Consider the following 15963-nt stretch of genomic DNA (forward strand, 5'->3'; position numbering starts at 1 on the left):
TGACACCAGGCGAGTATTACGAAACGCCAGAGGGAAAAGCATATCGGAAACGGCGGCAGAAAGAAATTCAAGAGAATATCAAGAATCTGAACTTTTAGATCTCGCTCAAAAGTCGGAGGTGAAACAGATGACGGAAGAAGAAATGCTGAAACAGACGCGGGAATTCATGAAGAAACTGAACAGTCGGCCAATGCCCGAGTCGGTGAAGTGGGAGATCGAGCGGCTGGAGGCGATCGAGTCGGGCGAGTACGCGAAAACACCAGGAGCGATACAGACACGAAAGGAAATCGAGGAGGGTCTGACCTTTTAGGTAACACTCAAAAGGGTGATGAGCATTTAGCCTATATCAATTCTTTACCGTATACCGTAAGGGGTGAATAGCGATGACGCTGGAAGAACTGAAAGCGGACGTACTGTCTAGGGAAGCAGAAGCGAAACGAGTGGCGAACGAAGTACCGAAGCAGGACGGGGAACGGGTCAAGAACATCTGGTATCTGGGGAACGAGCCTCTGTATTACGCGCTGGAGAAGATCAAGATGACGGATCGGTACGCAGTCGCGATACAGACGATTTACGAAGTGGAGAAGAAACGGCTGGAGAAAGAGTATCAGAACGTGGACATAATGTTTCGCGACGAGATGATACGGGAGGAACTGGAGTATCTTCTACACGCGGAAACGTCGGAGGAGGAGATGACTCTAGCAGTGGAAGTACCAGACACGCGGACGGAAGCACAGAAAGCGTGGGACGGAGTAGCGACAATGATGAACGAACTGGAAGCGGACAGCCTGATGAACAGACTGAAAGAGTAGAAAAAAGACCAAAGCCCGAGACAATTCGTCGCGGGCGTTTTTATTCCACAGAAGAAGCGCGGCAAGCCTTTACGGAAGAAACGCAAAGCGCAGGAAAGCGCATGGAATACAACAAAGACGCTATTAATACCTATTTACGCCTGACTGATAACGGGCGCATTAAGGACATGGTGGGCGAGAAAAATCGCAGCAGCTATTCAATCGGGAAGTCTGTTATATTCGAACACAAAAAAAGGAGCGAGTCTGTTTGCTGCGGCTAATCTTAGCCCGCAGTCTTACAACACGACTCGTTCCTTTACTGATAACAGTATAGCAAAGGACGAATCGACTGTCAACGCTACACAAGAAAACGAAGACTCCTCACTTGAAAGAATGAAACAAGTCGCTGACGAGAAATTGAGTAGCGGGGAGAAAAACGTTACAGGCAAACGGATTTACACGCCACAAGACCTTGAAGAACATATCGTCAATGCGTACCGCAACAGAAACGAAGTACGTTATTCTAACGCAATGAGCGAAAGCGAAACGCACAAGTACAGCGAAAGCGAAGTACAAGAAGCGTTTAAGGGGCAAAACGTCGCACGAACGGATAACGGGTATGAAATTACCTTTAACAACGGTAACAAGCTTGTTATTACCGAAACGGGCGAATTGTACCGTGCCGACGGTAAACGCGTCCGCGGTTCGTACCGTGACGGCGTAATTACTTTAACCGATATGGCAAGCCCGTTTACTCTTGGACACGAAAAATTACACTTTGCTAAAGATGTTTTGTACACGCCTAAAGAAATGGTCTTTCATTGACAAAGCGACACGTAAACGCCTTGCGAAAGAGGGCAACGCCAATCCGACGGAGTTGGAAGTCGAAGAACGCGCGGCCGACTGGTACGCAGAATGGGAACAGAAACGCAGTAAACCTGCAGGCGCATTACAACGTCGTGCTTAGCAATAAAAAAGAGGCAGCAGATGCTGCCTCTTTTTTTTTATTGTGGTTTGACTAAGACGCCGAACGGCGTTTCTTTATAGGCGTCGGTGTCCAGCACTTCGGTCGCGTAGCGATCATAATCGAAATGTTTGTATATATACTCCAAGGTTTCTTTGTCCTCGGGATCTTTTACCAAGGACGTTTTTGGCATTTCCTGTAAAATATTGTACGCGGCGCCGTCTAAAGTGCTTTTGTAGAAGAAGTCGAAAAGACAGGTGACCATCATGTCATCCGCTTCGGCGGGGTCCATGTCCTCATCGGGATAGATGTGCAGGTAGGCCAGCCATTCGGCGAGCAGGCGGTCATCGGTGAGCAGCGTTTCCGACAAGCGATTCTTATGCGTTTCACGGTAGGCGGCAAGCTCTTTCGTCAGGTTGGCTTCGCCGACGGTGAGGTCGTGTTCGGGAACAGTGTCTTGTAAATACTTGCGAGCGAGTTCGGTCAGATTGTTTTGGTTCATGGCGGCCTCCCTTACGAGAATAAGTAATGATGTAAAAACAGCGCGAATAATATTGGATATTTCCATACGTGTATTATAACAGCATTTCTCCACATTTCATGCGGTAAGGTTGTCTGCGTAAGGCGCGCGATATCTTATTATCATACCGGCCGACGGGAGCGCATGTATACATTACACATAGCGCTGACGGTTGTGTTTTGGGGGCAGATTCTTTACAATAGACGTAATGACTTAGAGGAGGGAACGATATGACGCAACAGCAGGAGACGATTCGTAAATTTAAAAGCGTACTGGTCGCCAATCGCGGTGAAATTGCGATTCGTGTCTTTCGCGCATGTAATGAGCTGGGGATTCGCACGGTCGCGATCTACTCGAAAGAGGACTCGCTTTCCCTGCATCGCAATCGCGCCGATGAGGCGTACTTGGTAGGGAAAGATAAATCAGCGATTGATGCGTACCTGGATATCGAAGATATTATTCGCGTCGCTAAGGAGCAGGAAGTCGACGCGATTCATCCGGGCTACGGCTTTTTAGCGGAAAATCCTGAATTCGCACGGCGTTGCGAGGCGGAAGGGATTCGTTTTATCGGTCCGCGTCCGGAGCATTTGGAAATGTTCGGCGATAAGATCAATGCCCGCAAGCAGGCCGAGGCTGCCGGTATCAAAATGGTGCCGGGGAGCGACGGTCCGGTAGAAAGCGCGGAGGACGTCAAGGCGTTCGCGGAAAAAGTCGGTTTGCCGATTATCATCAAAGCGGTCTACGGCGGCGGCGGGCGCGGCATGCGCGTTGTCGAACGTTTGGAAGATATTGAGGAAGCGTTTGAACGCTCGACGTCGGAGGCGCAAATCAGCTTCGGTAACGGCGCGGTGTATCTCGAAAAGTACATTCGCAATCCAAAGCATATTGAGGTTCAAATCTTAGGCGACAACAAAGGTAATGTCGTGCATTTGTTTGAACGTGACTGCTCGATCCAGCGCCGCCACCAGAAAGTGGTGGAAATCGCTCCGGCCTTCGCGTTGCCGTTGGAGTTGCGTAAGAAGATTTGCGAAGCGGCCGTGCGGTTGATGAAAAATGTCAATTACGTCAATTCGGGTACGGTAGAATTTTTGGTCGCGCCCGAAGGTGAATTTTATTTCATCGAAGTCAATCCGCGTATCCAAGTCGAGCATACCGTGACGGAAATGATCACGGATATCGACATCGTTCAGACGCAAATTATGATTGCGGAAGGATACAATTTCGCCGATCCGGAAATCGGAATTCCCGAACAGGATAAAATCGAGCATCACGGCAATGCCATTCAATGCCGGATCACAACGGAAGATCCGGAAAATCATTTCTTCCCGGATACGGGTAAAATTATCGCTTACCGCAGCGGCGGCGGCTTCGGCATCCGGCTGGATGCCGGCACGGCATACACCGGCGCGGTGATTACGCCGTACTATGATTCGCTGTTGGTGAAGGCGACCACGCATGCGCTGACGCATGCGCTGGCCGTGAAAAAGATGGCGCGCGTATTGCGGGAGTTCCGCGTGCGCGGCGTGAAAACGAATATTTATTTTCTGCTGAATTTGCTGGCGGCTCCTGAATTTTTAGACGGAACGTATGATGTGAATTTCCTTGATTCCCATCCGGAACTGTTCGAGTTGCCGAAACCGAAAGATCGCGGCACGAAGTTGTTGCGCTACATCGCGGATACGACGGTCAACGGTTACGCGCATGAAGGACCGCAAAACAAACCGGATTTCCCCGAACTCGCGTTTCCGGAAGCGAAGGGACCGGCGCCGCGCGGCACAAAGCAGCTGCTCGATGAAATGGGACCCGAGAAATTCGCTAAATGGGTGCAGGAGCAAAAGGAAGTATTCTTTACGGATACCACGTATCGTGACGCGCACCAGTCGCTGTTCGCGACGCGCTTGCGCAGTTACGATATTTTAGGCGCGATCGGCGCGACGGCGCGTCGTTTGCCGCAACTTTTTTCCTTTGAGAATTGGGGCGGCGCGACGTTTGATGTGGCGTATCGCTTCTTGGATGAAAGTCCGTGGGATCGCTTGCGTCGCATGCGCAAAGCGGCGCCGAATATTTTGTTCCAGATGCTGACCCGCGGCGCGAATACGGTAGGCTATACGAACTATGACGAAACCGTTATTCGTCACTTTATCGCGCAGGCGGCGGAACACGGTGTCGATGTTTTCCGTATCTTTGACTGCCTGAACAATCTGGATCACATGACGATCACGATTGATGAAGTGCGCAAGCAAAATAAACTCGCGGAAGTGGCGCTTTGCTACACGGGCGACCTGCTCGATAAAAAACGGCAGAAATACGATCTCGCTTACTATGTGAAAATGGCGAAAGAATGCGCGGCCGCCGGCGCGCACATGATCGCCATTAAAGATATGGCGGGGCTCATTAAGCCGGAAGCCGCTTACGCGTTGACGGCGGCGATCAAAGACGCGGTCGATTTACCGCTGCACCTGCACTCGCATGAGGGCGCGGGGAATATGATTTATTCCTACGCGAAAGCGGTTGACGCTGGCGTGGATATCATCGATCTCGCGATGCCGGCATTTTCCAACGGCACGAGTCAGCCTTCGATGTCCACCATGTGGTACGCATTGTCCGATCATCCGCGGCAGCCGAAGCTGGATATTCGTGCGGTGGAAGAATTGAACCAGTATTGGGAAGGCGTACGACCGTACTATCGCGGTGTCGATCATACCTCGTCGTATCCGAACACCACGGTTTACATGCATGAAATGCCGGGCGGACAGTTCTCGAACTTGCGTCAGCAGGCGGCGGCCGTCGGCCTCGGTGATCGCTGGAATGAAGTTTGTGAACGGTACGCCGAAGTGAATATGATGTTCGGCGATATCATCAAAGTCACGCCGTCGTCGAAAGTCGTCGGTGATATGGCGTTGTTCATGGTACAGAACGGTCTGCATGAACAGGATATCTACGAGCGCGGCAATACGTTGAGTTATCCGAAGTCGGTCATCGAATTTTTCGAAGGCAAATTGGGTACGCCGTACGGCGGTTTCCCGGAAAAATTACGCAACGTGATTCTGCGCGGCCGCGTGCCGGAAGGCGAACCGGTACCGGTGTCGGTCGATTTGACGAAAGTCAAAGCAGAAATGGCGGAAAAAGGTTTGCCGACGCGACCGGAAGATGTCTCGGCCTATACCATTTATCCCGATGTCTTCAGCCAATACTCCGAACGTTATGAAAAATACGGTGATTTGTCCGTTTTGGATACGCCGACGTTCTTCTTCGGCATGACCCGCGGCGAAGAAATTCGCACGACGATTGAAAAAGGCAAGACGCTGGTCATTCGGCTGATGAGTATTCATCAACCGGACGAAAAAGGCAATCGCGTGGTGCAGTTTGAGTTGAACGGCATGCCGCGTGAAGTCGTGGTTCATGATAATAATCTGGAAACGACAATGACGGGCGGGCGCAAAGCCGAAAAATCCAATCCGGGCGAAGTCGGCGCGACGCTTTCCGGTTCGGTTGTCAAAGTTCTTGTGAACTTGGGTGATGCCGTGGAAAAAGGCGATCCTTTGGTCGTTACCGAAGCGATGAAGATGGAAACGAGCATTACCGCGCCGATCAGCGGCAATGTGGGCGATATCCTCGTCAAAGCGGGTTCTCGTATCGAATCCGGAGATTTACTGCTTGTAATTGAATAATAAAAGAGTGTCAAGCAAAAAGCTTGACACTCTTTTTTCCTCTTGCTATAATAGGCGGGTAAGAGAGGGCTGCGATGGAACTCAAAAAACTCGTTTGGCATGGGGAATTACTTGCCACTTACGGCGCGTTGCTCGCCGAGCGTCCCCGTCAATGTATGGAATTATATTATAACGATGACTATACGCTGGCTGAGATTGCGGACCGTTTAGGCGTGTCGCGGCAGGCGGTGCATGATAATCTGCAGCGCGCGCTGCGCGATTTGGAGCAATACGAAGCGGCGCTGAAACTGGTCGAAGACCAAAAGCGGCGGCGCGAAGTCATGGCGCGCATGGAAGGTGATTTACCCCCGGCGTTTCTGCAAAAATGGCAGACGGAGTGGAAGATATTGAGCGGAAAGGAGAGCACATGGCATTTGAAGGTTTAGGCGAAAAGCTGCAACAGGCATTTGCGGATTTGCGCGGCAAGGGAAAACTTTCCGAACGCGATATCGACGCGGCTCTGCGTGAGATACGACGTGCCCTCTTGGAAGCGGACGTCAATTTCAAAGTCGCTAAAGATTTTATCGCCAACGTTCGCACCAAAGCGATGGGTGAGGAAGTATTCGGCAGTTTGAAGCCGGATCAGACGGTGATCAAAATCGTTCGCGATGAATTGACCGAGCTTTTGGGCGGCACCAGCAGTAAGCTGATGTTGAGCTCCAACGGCGTGACGGTTATCATGCTTGTCGGCTTGCAAGGCGCCGGTAAGACGACGACCGCCGGTAAGCTCGCGCTTATGCCCAAGAAAAAAGGGCACAAGCCGTTGTTGGCCGCCTGTGACGTGTACCGTCCGGCCGCGATCAAACAGCTGCAGGTACTCGGTGAGCAAATCGATATTCCGGTGTTCCGCATGGATGAGAAAGTCGATCCCGTACGGATTGCCAAATACGCTTTGCAAACGGCGAAATCGTACGGTCAGGACGTATTGATTTTGGATACGGCGGGCCGCTTACATATTGATGAAAAATTGATGGCCGAGCTGCAAAATATCAAAGCGGAAGTACATCCGCACGAAATTTTGCTCGTGCTCGACTCCATGACCGGTCAAGACGCGGTCACGACGGCGCAGGCGTTCGATGAAACGCTCGGCATTGACGGCACCATTCTGACGAAGATGGACGGCGATGCGCGCGGCGGCGCGGCGTTGTCCATTAAGGCGGTCACCGGCAAACCGATCAAATTGATCGGCGTCAGCGAAAAACTCGCCGACGGTTTGGAAGAATTTTATCCGGATCGTATGGCGGGACGCATTTTGGATCTCGGCGATTTGCAGAGTCTGCTCGAAAAGGCGCAACGCGAATTCGATGAAGACGAAGCCAAACGCATGCAGGAACAAATGGTCGCCGGCCAGTTCACGATGGATGATTTCCTCAATCAGCTGAATCAGATTCGGCGCCTCGGCTCGTTCCAGAGTATTCTCGGCATGATCCCGGGCATGGGGAAATTTAAAGACCAACTGAAAGATGTGGATTTGGAAGGCGGCGAGATCAAAAAGATCGAAGCCATCATTCAGTCCATGACATTGAAAGAGCGACAGGAACCGAGTATTTTGAACGGCAGCCGCCGTAAACGCATCGCGCAAGGCTCGGGAACGCGCGTGCAAGATGTCAATCGTTTCGTCAAGCAGTTCATGGAAATGCGCAAGATGATGAAGCGGATGAAGCGTTTCAATAAAAATAAGAATACAAAAGGCGGGTTCAACTTGCCTTTTATGCCTAAATAAGATTACTTCATAAGGAGGTGAAAGAACAGATGTTAAAAATTCGTTTAACCCGTCGCGGCGCGAAAAAAGTCCCGTTCTACCGTATTGTAGTCATGGAATCTTCGCTCCCGCAGAGTGGTCGTCCGGCCGACACGATCGGTTACTACGACTCGGTCAAACAACCGGCGGAACTCAAAATTGACGAAGAAAAAGCGTTGGCATGGCTTGCTAAAGGCGCCCAGCCGACGGATACCGTACGCACATTGTTCCGGCAACAAGGCATCATGGCTAAATTTGCCGAACTGAAAAAGTAAGCGAGGCGATTAGCATGCAAGAATTGGTCACGGTAATTGCCAAAGCGCTGGTTCGCAATCCCGACGCTGTGCGCGTTGACGTTGTCACCAAAGGAGATCTCGAAGTGTATAAATTGCACGTCGCTCCGGAGGATATGGGCAAAGTCATCGGTCGTCAGGGTCGGATTGCCAAGGCGCTGCGCACGGTAGTGCGCGCAGGTGCCATTAAGGAAAACAAAAAAGTTACAGTCGATATCGTCTAGGAGGCAACATGGAAGAAATGATTCTTCGCTGCCCCGTTTTGATCAAGTCCAAGGTCACGCAGGCATTGAAAGACAACATGCTGCGCGAAGTGCAAACCAACTTGGGCCAGGTCGAACAAGAATTGCAGCAGATCGAATTTCAGGCCAAACGCCTGTTAACCGAGCAGGCTCGCATTGATGCACAGGGTCTGATCAATTTGCGCGCGCAGATTGAACAGAATAAAGACAAACTGATGCAGATGAAAGCGAAGCTTACCGAAGAGCAAAAACGCATCAACGAGCTCGAAATGGGCGCGGAAATTCCGCGCGGACAGATGGAGCAGACCGTTACTGTCAAAGTCGGCGACGACTTGAACAAGTACATGGGAGCAGAAATTTTGCTGGAAGACGGCAAAATTATCGCATTTCGCAACTGATGTCTACGGATATGCTGGTGGTCGGCCGGATCGTCGCCGCGCATGGAGTGCGCGGTGAGGTACGGCTGAAACCGGACACGGACCGACCGGAGATGTTGACGGCGTTGCCGCATCTTTATCTGGGCGGCAACCGTTACCAAATCCAAAGTTCGCGTTTTCATAAACAAATGCTGATTGTGCAGTTCAAAGGCATCACTGACCGCAATGCGGCCGATGCGTTAATCGGTCTTTGGGCGGAACTTCCTCGCGAAGAACTGCCGCCGCGCGCGCAAGGACAATTTTATATTGTCGATCTGGTCGGCATGGAAGTCGTCACCGAAAGCGGCACCGTGCTCGGTACCTTGCAAGAGGTTTTACAGCCGGGAGCCAACGACGTGTTTGTCGTGCGCGGTGAACGTGAAGAAATTCTCGTTCCGGCGCTGAAACGCGTCGTGAGTGACATCGATCTCGATGCCAAACGACTCACGGTGACCGACGAGTTCTGGGCGAACTATCATGAAAATTGATATTGTCACGCTCTTTCCGGAATTTGCCGATGCTTTTTTTTCTCATAGCATTATTTCGCGAGCCCGCCAAGCGGGCTATTTGACGTTAGGTACAGTCAATCCGCGCGATTTTACGGATAATAAATTCCGGTACGTCGATGATACGCCATACGGCGGCGGCAACGGCATGCTATTGCAAGCCGAGCCGATCTTTAAGGCGGTCGAGAGCGTCTTGCCGCAAAAAAGGCCTGACGCCCGCGTGATTTTACTCAGTCCGACCGGCGCGCCTTTTACGCAAGAGAAGGCGAGCGAGCTGACGCAATACGAGCACTTGGTACTCGTCTGCGGTCATTATGAGGGCATTGACGCGCGCGTGGAAGATCACTTGGTCGACGAAAGCATTTCCATCGGCGACTACGTGCTCACGGGCGGAGAATTGCCCGCGTTCATTGTGGCGGACGCCGTGGCGCGTTTGCTGCCGGGGGTCCTCGGTACGCACGCCAGCGCGTTTGATGAATCGTTCATTGAGGGCACGTTGGAATATCCGCAGTATACGAAGCCGGCGGAATTTCGCGGGTATAAAGTACCGGAAATATTGCTGTCGGGGCATCACGCCAATATCGCGCGGTGGCGTCGCAAGCAATCACTGTTGCGCACGCGTGAGCGCCGTCCCGATTTATGGCGAAAATTGGTATTAAGCGATACCGACCGAAAATTACTGGCAGAGGAAGATACTTGATGGCGCATTTTTCTATCGGACTTGTCCATTATCCTATTTATAATAAACACGGCGACATCATCACAACGGCGCTGACCAACTATGATATTCACGACTTGGCGCGGTCGGCGACGACGTACGGCGTGGAAAATTATTATATTATCCATCCGAACTTCGCCCAGCGCAAGCTGGCCGAGGAAATCATGGAGCATTGGCAGACCGGGTTCGGCAGTACCTATAATCCGGATCGCAAAGATGCCTTCGCTCATGTTAAGCTTCGTGAAAATCTCGCGCAAGTACGGGAAGAAATTCATCGCGAAACGGGGCATCCGCCGCAAATCATCACCACGGATGCGCGCACTTACCCCAACACCGTCACATACCGGCAGGTACGGGAATGGTTGCAAACCACTGACAACTCATACTTGCTGCTTTTCGGTACGGGGTACGGCATGACGAAAGAAGCCATGCAATCGTTCGATTATATTTTAGAGCCGATTTACGGCGCCGGCGCTTACAATCATTTGAGCGTACGGTCCGCGGCCGCCATCATGTTGGACCGCCTTTGCGGAACCGAATGGTGGCAAGCATAAGGGGGAATTTTCATGTCCGGACACTCTAAATGGTCCAACATTAAACATAAAAAAGGTAAAAACGACGCTATTCGCGCTAAAATTACGACGAAAATCGGTAAGGAAATTACCGTAGCCGCTCGCTTGGGCGGCGCCGATCCGACCGGTAACATGCGTTTGAAGCTCGCTTTGCAGAAAGCGCGTGAAAACAACGTTCCGAAAGACAACATTCAGCGCGCCATCCAGAAAGGGATCGGCGCAACCGACGGCGGCGACTACGAAGAAATTACCTACGAAGGTTACGGCCCGTCCGGCGTCGCTCTTGTGGTCGAAGTCATGACCGATAATCGTAACCGCGCGGCGGCTGACGTACGCCATGCCTTTTCCAAGCACGGCGGCAACCTCGGTGAATCCGGCAGCGTCACCTGGATGTTTAAACGTAAAGGCGTGTTCGTTCTCCCGGGCGATGCCGGTGACGAGGAAGAACTCATGATGATGGCGCTTGACGCCGGCGCGGAAGACTTCAAAAACGATGATGACGATTATGAAGTATTGACGACTCCGGAAAATTACGATGCCGTCGAAAAAGCATTCCAAGACGCCGATATTGAAATGACGATCAGCAAAATCACCATGGTGCCCGACACCACCATTGCCTTAGACAGCGATGACGCCAGCAAAATGCAAAATCTGTTGGACGCGTTGGATGATCTTGACGATGTCAAAGACGTTTACAGCAACGCGGAACTGCCCGACGACGAAGAGGAAGAATGATAGAAGCAAAAAAAGACGATGCGAATGCGTCGTCTTTTTTGTTTAGTGGAATAAATTGGCAATCATTGTAAAGCGCGTCAAGATATGAAAATAAAATGCAAGCACTAAAAAAACACTCCGAAGAGTGCTTTTAGTCTACATAGGTAGAGCCCCGAAGGGCGATGTGGATAAATTTTTATTTGTACTCATAGTACCATGCATATAAAACAGTTGAAAGGAAAAAAAATGAAGATGCTGGTCAGGAAGAAAAGTATCTTCACTTTATCAGATGAGAAAATGTATGTACACGGGAAAATCTATCGACCAACTTTCCTTATTGCGTGATACCGACAATAGCATCTGCGCTACGTACCCTATCTGCCCGGGGCGTACACTTCAAAGGGACGTTTTGACAATACCGTACTATGCAGGTAGTTGGTAATAGCATATGTCGAGTATTGCTTGTTCCGCTCGCAACCGATTTCGTGTGCAGCTTTGACGAGAATACAATTGAGTTTGGAAATAAAAGCATACAAAAGTTATTGAAAATCATTTTCATAAATGGTATAATATGCAAGAATCAGTTCTGAACTCGAGCAAAGGTCGGTTGTATTATATCCTTACCTCTCTCAAACTATCGCCGCAAGGCGGGGCGGACTTTGCTCTGACGTTCGGGAAAATAAAGGAGGACATGTATGAAAATTAGTTGGAAACAGATCGCGACAGGTATGCTTGCGGTGATGATGTTGGTGTTGGTCGGTTGTGGCGGTACCAAAGATGATACGCATGCGGCCGCTCCGGGCAAATTAAAAGTGGTAGCGACGACGACGATGCTCGCGGATTTGAGCCGTCAGATCGGTGGCGATGCGGTAGAAGTAACCGGCTTAATGGGGCCGGGGGTGGATCCGCATTTGTATCAAGCCAGCGCCGGGGATGTCAAAGTGATGACGGATGCCGACGTCGTTGTATATAACGGCTTGCATTTGGAAGGTAAGATGGGTGAAATCTTCAGTAAGCTGAAACAGGATAAAAAGGCTACTATTTGTGTAGCAAACAACTTAGATCCGTCGACATTGCTTCAATATGAAGATGATGACGGAGTGCAGGCTACCGACCCGCATATCTGGTTTGACGTGAAGAACTGGATGCTGGCGGCGGAAGAAGTGTGCAAAGGATTGGCCGCGAAAGATCCGGCACACAAAGATTTGTACAAGGCCAATTATGAGAAATATTTGGCAGAGCTGAAAAAAGCGGACGAATATGTGGCCAAACGTGCCGCGGAAATCCCGCAGGAGCGTCGCGTTCTCGTCACGGCACATGACGCATTCCAATACTTTGCTCGGGCGTACGGATTTACGGTCAAAGGTTTACAGGGGGTCAGCACGGAAGCGGAAGCAGGCGCGATTGACGTTCGTGAACTGTCCGACTTCATCGTGACGCACCAGATCCGTTCGATTTTCGTCGAATCATCCGTTCCGCATAAAACCATTGAGGCGGTGCAGGAAGCTTGCAAGGCAAAAGGTTGGGACGTAAAGATCGGCGGCGAATTGTATTCCGATTCGTGCGGCGCGCCGGGTACTCCGGGTGGCGATTATATCGGTATGGTCAAAGAAAATATCGATACTATTGTTACGGGCCTGAAATAATATCGACGGCGGGTGCGGAGAGAGCGCCCGCCTTTTTGTTATTAAGATACATGAAGGGGGATTCATATGGAGTGGGCGGTAGAAGTCGAGGACATGACCGTTGCCTATGATGAACGACCGGTTCTTTGGGATGTGGATATGCAGATTCCGAAAGGATCGCTCGCGGCGATTGTCGGGCCGAACGGTGCGGGAAAATCGACGTTGATCAAGGCGATATTGGGATTGTTGACTAAAATTTCCGGTTCGGTCAAATTTTATTTAGACGGTCGGTTGGCCGTGTCGCGCGATGATTTCAAGCGGATTGCCTATGTGCCGCAGAGCGGCAGTGTAGACTGGGATTTCCCGACGACGGTACTGGATGTCGTACTAATGGGACGTTACGGTCATCTCGGCTGGTTTAAACGACCGGGGGCGGCGGAGCGGGAGATGGCGATGGATGTGTTGCGGAAAACGGGCATGGAAGCTTACGTTGACCGCCAAATCAGTCGTCTATCGGGCGGCCAGCAGCAGCGTGTGTTTTTAGCGCGCGCATTGATTCAGGAAGCGGATATTTATTTTATGGACGAGCCGTTTAAGGGGGTCGACGCCAAAACGGAAAAGGCGATTGTCGCTTTGTTGCAAGAGATGAAATCACGCGGCAAAACGGTCATTGTTGTGCATCACGATTTGGCGACGGTGGCGGAATATTTTGACTGGGTTACGATGATTAACTTGCGTCGTATTGCGATGGGGCCCGTGGAAGAAGTGTTTACGAGCGAGCACATCGAAGCGGCTTATAATGCCCGCAATCCGTTGCGGCGGGAGGGGCCCCATGCTGTCGCCGCTGAGTGATTATACCTTCCAGATCGTGGCGGCGGGGACCATGCTGTTGGGATTAGCGAGCGGCGTTACGGGAACGTTTGCCGTATTGCGCAAGGAAAGTCTCATCGGAGACGGATTGTCGCATGCGTCGTTTCCGGGCGTGGTAGCGGCCTTCATGTTTTTGGCGGTGAAAGATTTGGAAGTGTTGCTGACCGGTGCGGCGGTCGCATCCTTGCTGTGCATGGCGGCGATTGCCTTGACGGTACGGTATACTAAGGTCAAGTTTGATGCCGCATTGGCGACATTTCTTGCCGCTTTTTTCGGCGTCGGCATGATGCTGATGACGTATGTGCAGCATACGGACAACCCCAATCAGGCGGGGTTGTCGAAGTTTATTTTCGGACAGGCAGCCACTATGCTGGCGCGCGACGTGGAAATTACCGCGGCGGTGGCGGCAATGATTTTACTGCTGGCAGTCATTTTTTGGAAAGAATTAAAACTGGTGGCGTTTGATGCCGATTTCGCGCGCAGTTTACAGCTGCCCGTCAGAGTGACGCAATTGGTGTACGGTTTGATGCTGGTGGCCTCGATTATCATCGGCTTACAGTCTGTCGGTGCTATTTTGATGAGTTCGTTGCTCATCGCTCCGGCGGTGGCGGCACGGCAATGGACGGATAATCTCGGCACCATGGCGGTACTGGCAGGGGGTATCGGGGCGCTGTCTTGCGGTATCGGTACGTATGCCAGTGCGATCGTGAAAGGTTTGCCGACAGGGCCGGCGATCGTCGTTGCCGCCTCAATCGTGGTACTGCTCAGCTTGCTGTTTGCGCCCGGAAGGGGCATCATTGCACGTTACCGGGTGCATCGGGAGGCACGCCGGCGTTGGAAGGAGGGCGATATCAATGTCCGCCCAAACTGAGATTATTCTTATCGCGATGTTGGCGGCATTCGCGTGCGCTTTGCCGGGGGTGTTTCTGGTACTGCGCAAAATGTCCATGGTCGCCGACGCTATCACACATACCGTATTCTTGGGAATCGTCATTGCATTTCTTGCAACGGAAAATTTAAACTCGCCCTGGCTGCTCATCGGAGCAACGCTCATGGGATGCTTTACCGTGTGGTGTACCGAAAGCCTGCAACGAACCCGACTGGTCAGCGAAGATGCATCCATCGGGATTGTATTTCCGCTGTTATTCTCTATTGGCTTGATCTTGGTCAATCTATACGGTAGTAATGTCCATCTGGATACGGACTCGGTCCTGCTCGGTGAACTCGCCTTTGCGCCCTTTGATCGCGTGCGTGTGAATGGTGCCGATTGGGGCGCTGTGTCCATGTGGGTGTTGGCAGGAATTTGCCTGCTTAATACCGTAGTCATTGTGGCGGCATTCAAAGAATGGAAGCTGGTTACCTTTGATGCGTTATTGGCGGCCATGTACGGATTTTCGCCGATATGGATGCACTATTTGCTGATGACGCTCGTCTCCGTGACCGTTGTTGCTTCATTCCAAGCGGTCGGCGCCATCCTCGTTATCGGATTGATGATCGGACCGGCCGCGACGGCCTACTTGCTTACCAAAGATTTGCGGAAAATGCTTGTTTTGGCGGCGAGCATCGGCGCCCTATCCGCGTGGCTCGGTACGGCGATTGCTTTTTGGCTGGATGTTTCGATTGCAGGCGCGATTGCGGGAACAATAGGAGGAGTATTTTTATTGACGGTGATCGCGACACCCAAATCGGGTATTATTGCCCGGTATCGGCGTTTAAAACGTCTGCGCTTACAGTATGGAGAAGAAACGGTTTTGTTCCATTTGTTGACTCATGAAGGCACGGCTGTACAGGCGCAAGAGGCGGGAGTCGGTACACTTTATGAGCATTTGCGCTGGAAACCGGAATTTGCCGATCTCATTTGTCGTCGTCTCGAAGCGGGGCATTTTGTACGTATTCATGGCGGCACGGTGCACTTGACCGAGAGCGGGCGCGCACGTGCTTATCGCGTTTCAGAAACGCTTTTTGCGGAGCAATAATGATTGAAAAATCTCTCATAGGAGAAATCCTTCTTGTGTGAATTGTGTTAGTCATGTGAGATGGAACGCATGGAGTGTGCCGTGAGGTACGACTGAACCTGTACGCGGACCGACCGGAGATGTTGGCGGTGCTGCCGTGTCGAAAAGTAAAACTAAACAAAAAAGACGATGCGAAGGCGTCGTCTTTTTTGTTTAACAAAATAAATTGGCAATCATTGTAAATCGCATCAAGATATGAGAATAAAATGCGAGCACTAAAAAAACACTCCGAAGAGTGCTTTTAGTCTACATAGGTAGAGCCCCGA

General features: G+C 51.3%; 18 protein-coding genes. 17 read left to right on the plus strand and 1 reads right to left on the minus strand.

What is annotated here, in order from left to right:
* From RDN69_RS03525 to RDN69_RS03535, 3 genes are all read left to right on the plus strand, one after another.
* Window positions 1-310, plus strand: a 310-nt coding sequence (locus RDN69_RS03525; protein WP_288218266.1) for a hypothetical protein, incomplete at its 5' end; no start/stop codon positions are given.
* A 73-nt stretch (window positions 311-383) separates the two neighbouring features.
* Window positions 384-812: a hypothetical protein gene (locus RDN69_RS03530; RefSeq protein WP_273260901.1), complete on the plus strand. Its 429-nt coding sequence runs from the start codon at window positions 384-386 to the stop codon at window positions 810-812.
* A 372-nt stretch (window positions 813-1184) separates the two neighbouring features.
* Window positions 1185-1616, plus strand: a complete 432-nt coding sequence (locus tag RDN69_RS03535) for a hypothetical protein (RefSeq protein ID WP_273260903.1) — start codon at window positions 1185-1187, stop codon at window positions 1614-1616.
* A gap of 179 nt (window positions 1617-1795) precedes the next feature.
* Here RDN69_RS03535 and RDN69_RS03540 read toward each other — a convergent pair whose 3' ends face one another.
* A complete protein-coding gene (locus RDN69_RS03540) occupies window positions 1796-2257 on the minus strand; it encodes a hypothetical protein (RefSeq protein WP_273260905.1) in 462 nt (153 codons plus the stop codon).
* Window positions 2258-2526: 269 nt separating this feature from the next.
* Here RDN69_RS03540 and RDN69_RS03545 point away from each other — a divergent pair, with 269 nt between their 5' ends.
* The 14 genes from RDN69_RS03545 to RDN69_RS03610 all read left to right on the plus strand — a co-directional run bounded on the left by RDN69_RS03545 (window position 2527) and on the right by RDN69_RS03610 (window position 15658).
* Window positions 2527-5946 carry a pyruvate carboxylase gene (locus RDN69_RS03545; RefSeq protein WP_273260916.1) on the plus strand — a complete coding sequence of 1140 codons (3420 nt, stop codon included), beginning with the start codon at window positions 2527-2529 and terminating at the stop codon, window positions 5944-5946.
* 74 nt (window positions 5947-6020) lie between these two features.
* A complete protein-coding gene (gene ylxM / locus RDN69_RS03550) occupies window positions 6021-6371 on the plus strand; it encodes a YlxM family DNA-binding protein (RefSeq protein ID WP_159822245.1) in 351 nt (116 codons plus the stop codon).
* Complete coding sequence (ffh, locus tag RDN69_RS03555) at window positions 6353-7708, plus strand: signal recognition particle protein (protein ID WP_288218267.1); 1356 nt, start codon at window positions 6353-6355, stop codon at window positions 7706-7708. Before ylxM ends, ffh begins: the two co-directional genes overlap by 19 nt.
* Before the next feature lie 29 nt (window positions 7709-7737).
* Window positions 7738-8001, plus strand: a complete 264-nt coding sequence (gene rpsP / locus RDN69_RS03560; protein ID WP_024048655.1) for a 30S ribosomal protein S16 — start codon at window positions 7738-7740, stop codon at window positions 7999-8001.
* A gap of 14 nt (window positions 8002-8015) precedes the next feature.
* Window positions 8016-8243: a KH domain-containing protein gene (locus RDN69_RS03565; protein ID WP_024048656.1), complete on the plus strand. Its 228-nt coding sequence runs from the start codon at window positions 8016-8018 to the stop codon at window positions 8241-8243.
* Between the two features lie 8 nt (window positions 8244-8251).
* Complete coding sequence (locus RDN69_RS03570; protein ID WP_034436638.1) at window positions 8252-8659, plus strand: YlqD family protein; 408 nt, start codon at window positions 8252-8254, stop codon at window positions 8657-8659.
* Window positions 8659-9165 carry a ribosome maturation factor RimM gene (rimM, locus tag RDN69_RS03575; protein WP_024048658.1) on the plus strand — a complete coding sequence of 169 codons (507 nt, stop codon included), beginning with the start codon at window positions 8659-8661 and terminating at the stop codon, window positions 9163-9165. The genes RDN69_RS03570 and rimM overlap by 1 nt, the downstream gene beginning before the upstream one ends.
* Window positions 9155-9883 (plus strand): tRNA (guanosine(37)-N1)-methyltransferase TrmD, encoded by a 729-nt coding sequence (gene trmD, locus RDN69_RS03580; protein WP_273260913.1) that lies wholly within the window; start codon window positions 9155-9157, stop codon window positions 9881-9883. Before rimM ends, trmD begins: the two co-directional genes overlap by 11 nt.
* On the plus strand, window positions 9883-10455 hold the full coding sequence (locus tag RDN69_RS03585) for an RNA methyltransferase (RefSeq protein ID WP_024048660.1): 573 nt from the start codon (window positions 9883-9885) through the stop codon (window positions 10453-10455). Before trmD ends, RDN69_RS03585 begins: the two co-directional genes overlap by 1 nt.
* A gap of 12 nt (window positions 10456-10467) precedes the next feature.
* The gene (locus RDN69_RS03590; RefSeq protein WP_024048661.1) at window positions 10468-11208 is read left to right on the plus strand and encodes a YebC/PmpR family DNA-binding transcriptional regulator; all 741 of its coding nucleotides are present in this window, start codon (window positions 10468-10470) and stop codon (window positions 11206-11208) included.
* A 674-nt stretch (window positions 11209-11882) separates the two neighbouring features.
* Window positions 11883-12833: a metal ABC transporter solute-binding protein, Zn/Mn family gene (locus RDN69_RS03595; protein ID WP_024048940.1), complete on the plus strand. Its 951-nt coding sequence runs from the start codon at window positions 11883-11885 to the stop codon at window positions 12831-12833.
* 66 nt (window positions 12834-12899) lie between these two features.
* Window positions 12900-13664: a metal ABC transporter ATP-binding protein gene (locus tag RDN69_RS03600; RefSeq protein ID WP_024048941.1), complete on the plus strand. Its 765-nt coding sequence runs from the start codon at window positions 12900-12902 to the stop codon at window positions 13662-13664.
* The gene (locus tag RDN69_RS03605) at window positions 13648-14553 is read left to right on the plus strand and encodes a metal ABC transporter permease (RefSeq protein WP_273261833.1); all 906 of its coding nucleotides are present in this window, start codon (window positions 13648-13650) and stop codon (window positions 14551-14553) included. Before RDN69_RS03600 ends, RDN69_RS03605 begins: the two co-directional genes overlap by 17 nt.
* Complete coding sequence (locus RDN69_RS03610; RefSeq protein ID WP_273261832.1) at window positions 14537-15658, plus strand: metal ABC transporter permease; 1122 nt, start codon at window positions 14537-14539, stop codon at window positions 15656-15658. Before RDN69_RS03605 ends, RDN69_RS03610 begins: the two co-directional genes overlap by 17 nt.
* Window positions 15659-15963: the final 305 nt, after the last annotated feature.

Origin of the sequence: uncultured Negativicoccus sp. (assembly GCF_902480485.1) — a bacterium.
GTDB classification, from domain to species: Bacteria; Bacillota; Negativicutes; order Veillonellales; family Negativicoccaceae; genus Negativicoccus; species Negativicoccus succinicivorans.

What these genes read in the sequence shown, in the direction of transcription:
- RDN69_RS03530 (WP_273260901.1), top strand. Translation starts at nt 384, where the DNA reads ATGACGCTGGAAGAACTGAAAGCGGACGTACTGTCTAGGGAAGCAGAA.
- ffh (WP_288218267.1), top strand. Translation starts at nt 6,353, where the DNA reads ATGGCATTTGAAGGTTTAGGCGAAAAGCTGCAACAGGCATTTGCGGAT.
- trmD (WP_273260913.1), top strand. Translation starts at nt 9,155, where the DNA reads ATGAAAATTGATATTGTCACGCTCTTTCCGGAATTTGCCGATGCTTTT.
- RDN69_RS03535 (WP_273260903.1), top strand. Translation starts at nt 1,185, where the DNA reads ATGAAACAAGTCGCTGACGAGAAATTGAGTAGCGGGGAGAAAAACGTT.
- RDN69_RS03600 (WP_024048941.1), top strand. Translation starts at nt 12,900, where the DNA reads ATGGAGTGGGCGGTAGAAGTCGAGGACATGACCGTTGCCTATGATGAA.
- RDN69_RS03590 (WP_024048661.1), top strand. Translation starts at nt 10,468, where the DNA reads ATGTCCGGACACTCTAAATGGTCCAACATTAAACATAAAAAAGGTAAA.
- rimM (WP_024048658.1), top strand. Translation starts at nt 8,659, where the DNA reads ATGTCTACGGATATGCTGGTGGTCGGCCGGATCGTCGCCGCGCATGGA.
- RDN69_RS03595 (WP_024048940.1), top strand. Translation starts at nt 11,883, where the DNA reads ATGAAAATTAGTTGGAAACAGATCGCGACAGGTATGCTTGCGGTGATG.
- RDN69_RS03565 (WP_024048656.1), top strand. Translation starts at nt 8,016, where the DNA reads ATGCAAGAATTGGTCACGGTAATTGCCAAAGCGCTGGTTCGCAATCCC.
- RDN69_RS03585 (WP_024048660.1), top strand. Translation starts at nt 9,883, where the DNA reads ATGGCGCATTTTTCTATCGGACTTGTCCATTATCCTATTTATAATAAA.
- RDN69_RS03540 (WP_273260905.1), bottom strand. Translation starts at nt 2,257, where the DNA reads ATGAACCAAAACAATCTGACCGAACTCGCTCGCAAGTATTTACAAGAC.
- ylxM (WP_159822245.1), top strand. Translation starts at nt 6,021, where the DNA reads ATGGAACTCAAAAAACTCGTTTGGCATGGGGAATTACTTGCCACTTAC.
- rpsP (WP_024048655.1), top strand. Translation starts at nt 7,738, where the DNA reads ATGTTAAAAATTCGTTTAACCCGTCGCGGCGCGAAAAAAGTCCCGTTC.
- RDN69_RS03570 (WP_034436638.1), top strand. Translation starts at nt 8,252, where the DNA reads ATGGAAGAAATGATTCTTCGCTGCCCCGTTTTGATCAAGTCCAAGGTC.
- RDN69_RS03610 (WP_273261832.1), top strand. Translation starts at nt 14,537, where the DNA reads ATGTCCGCCCAAACTGAGATTATTCTTATCGCGATGTTGGCGGCATTC.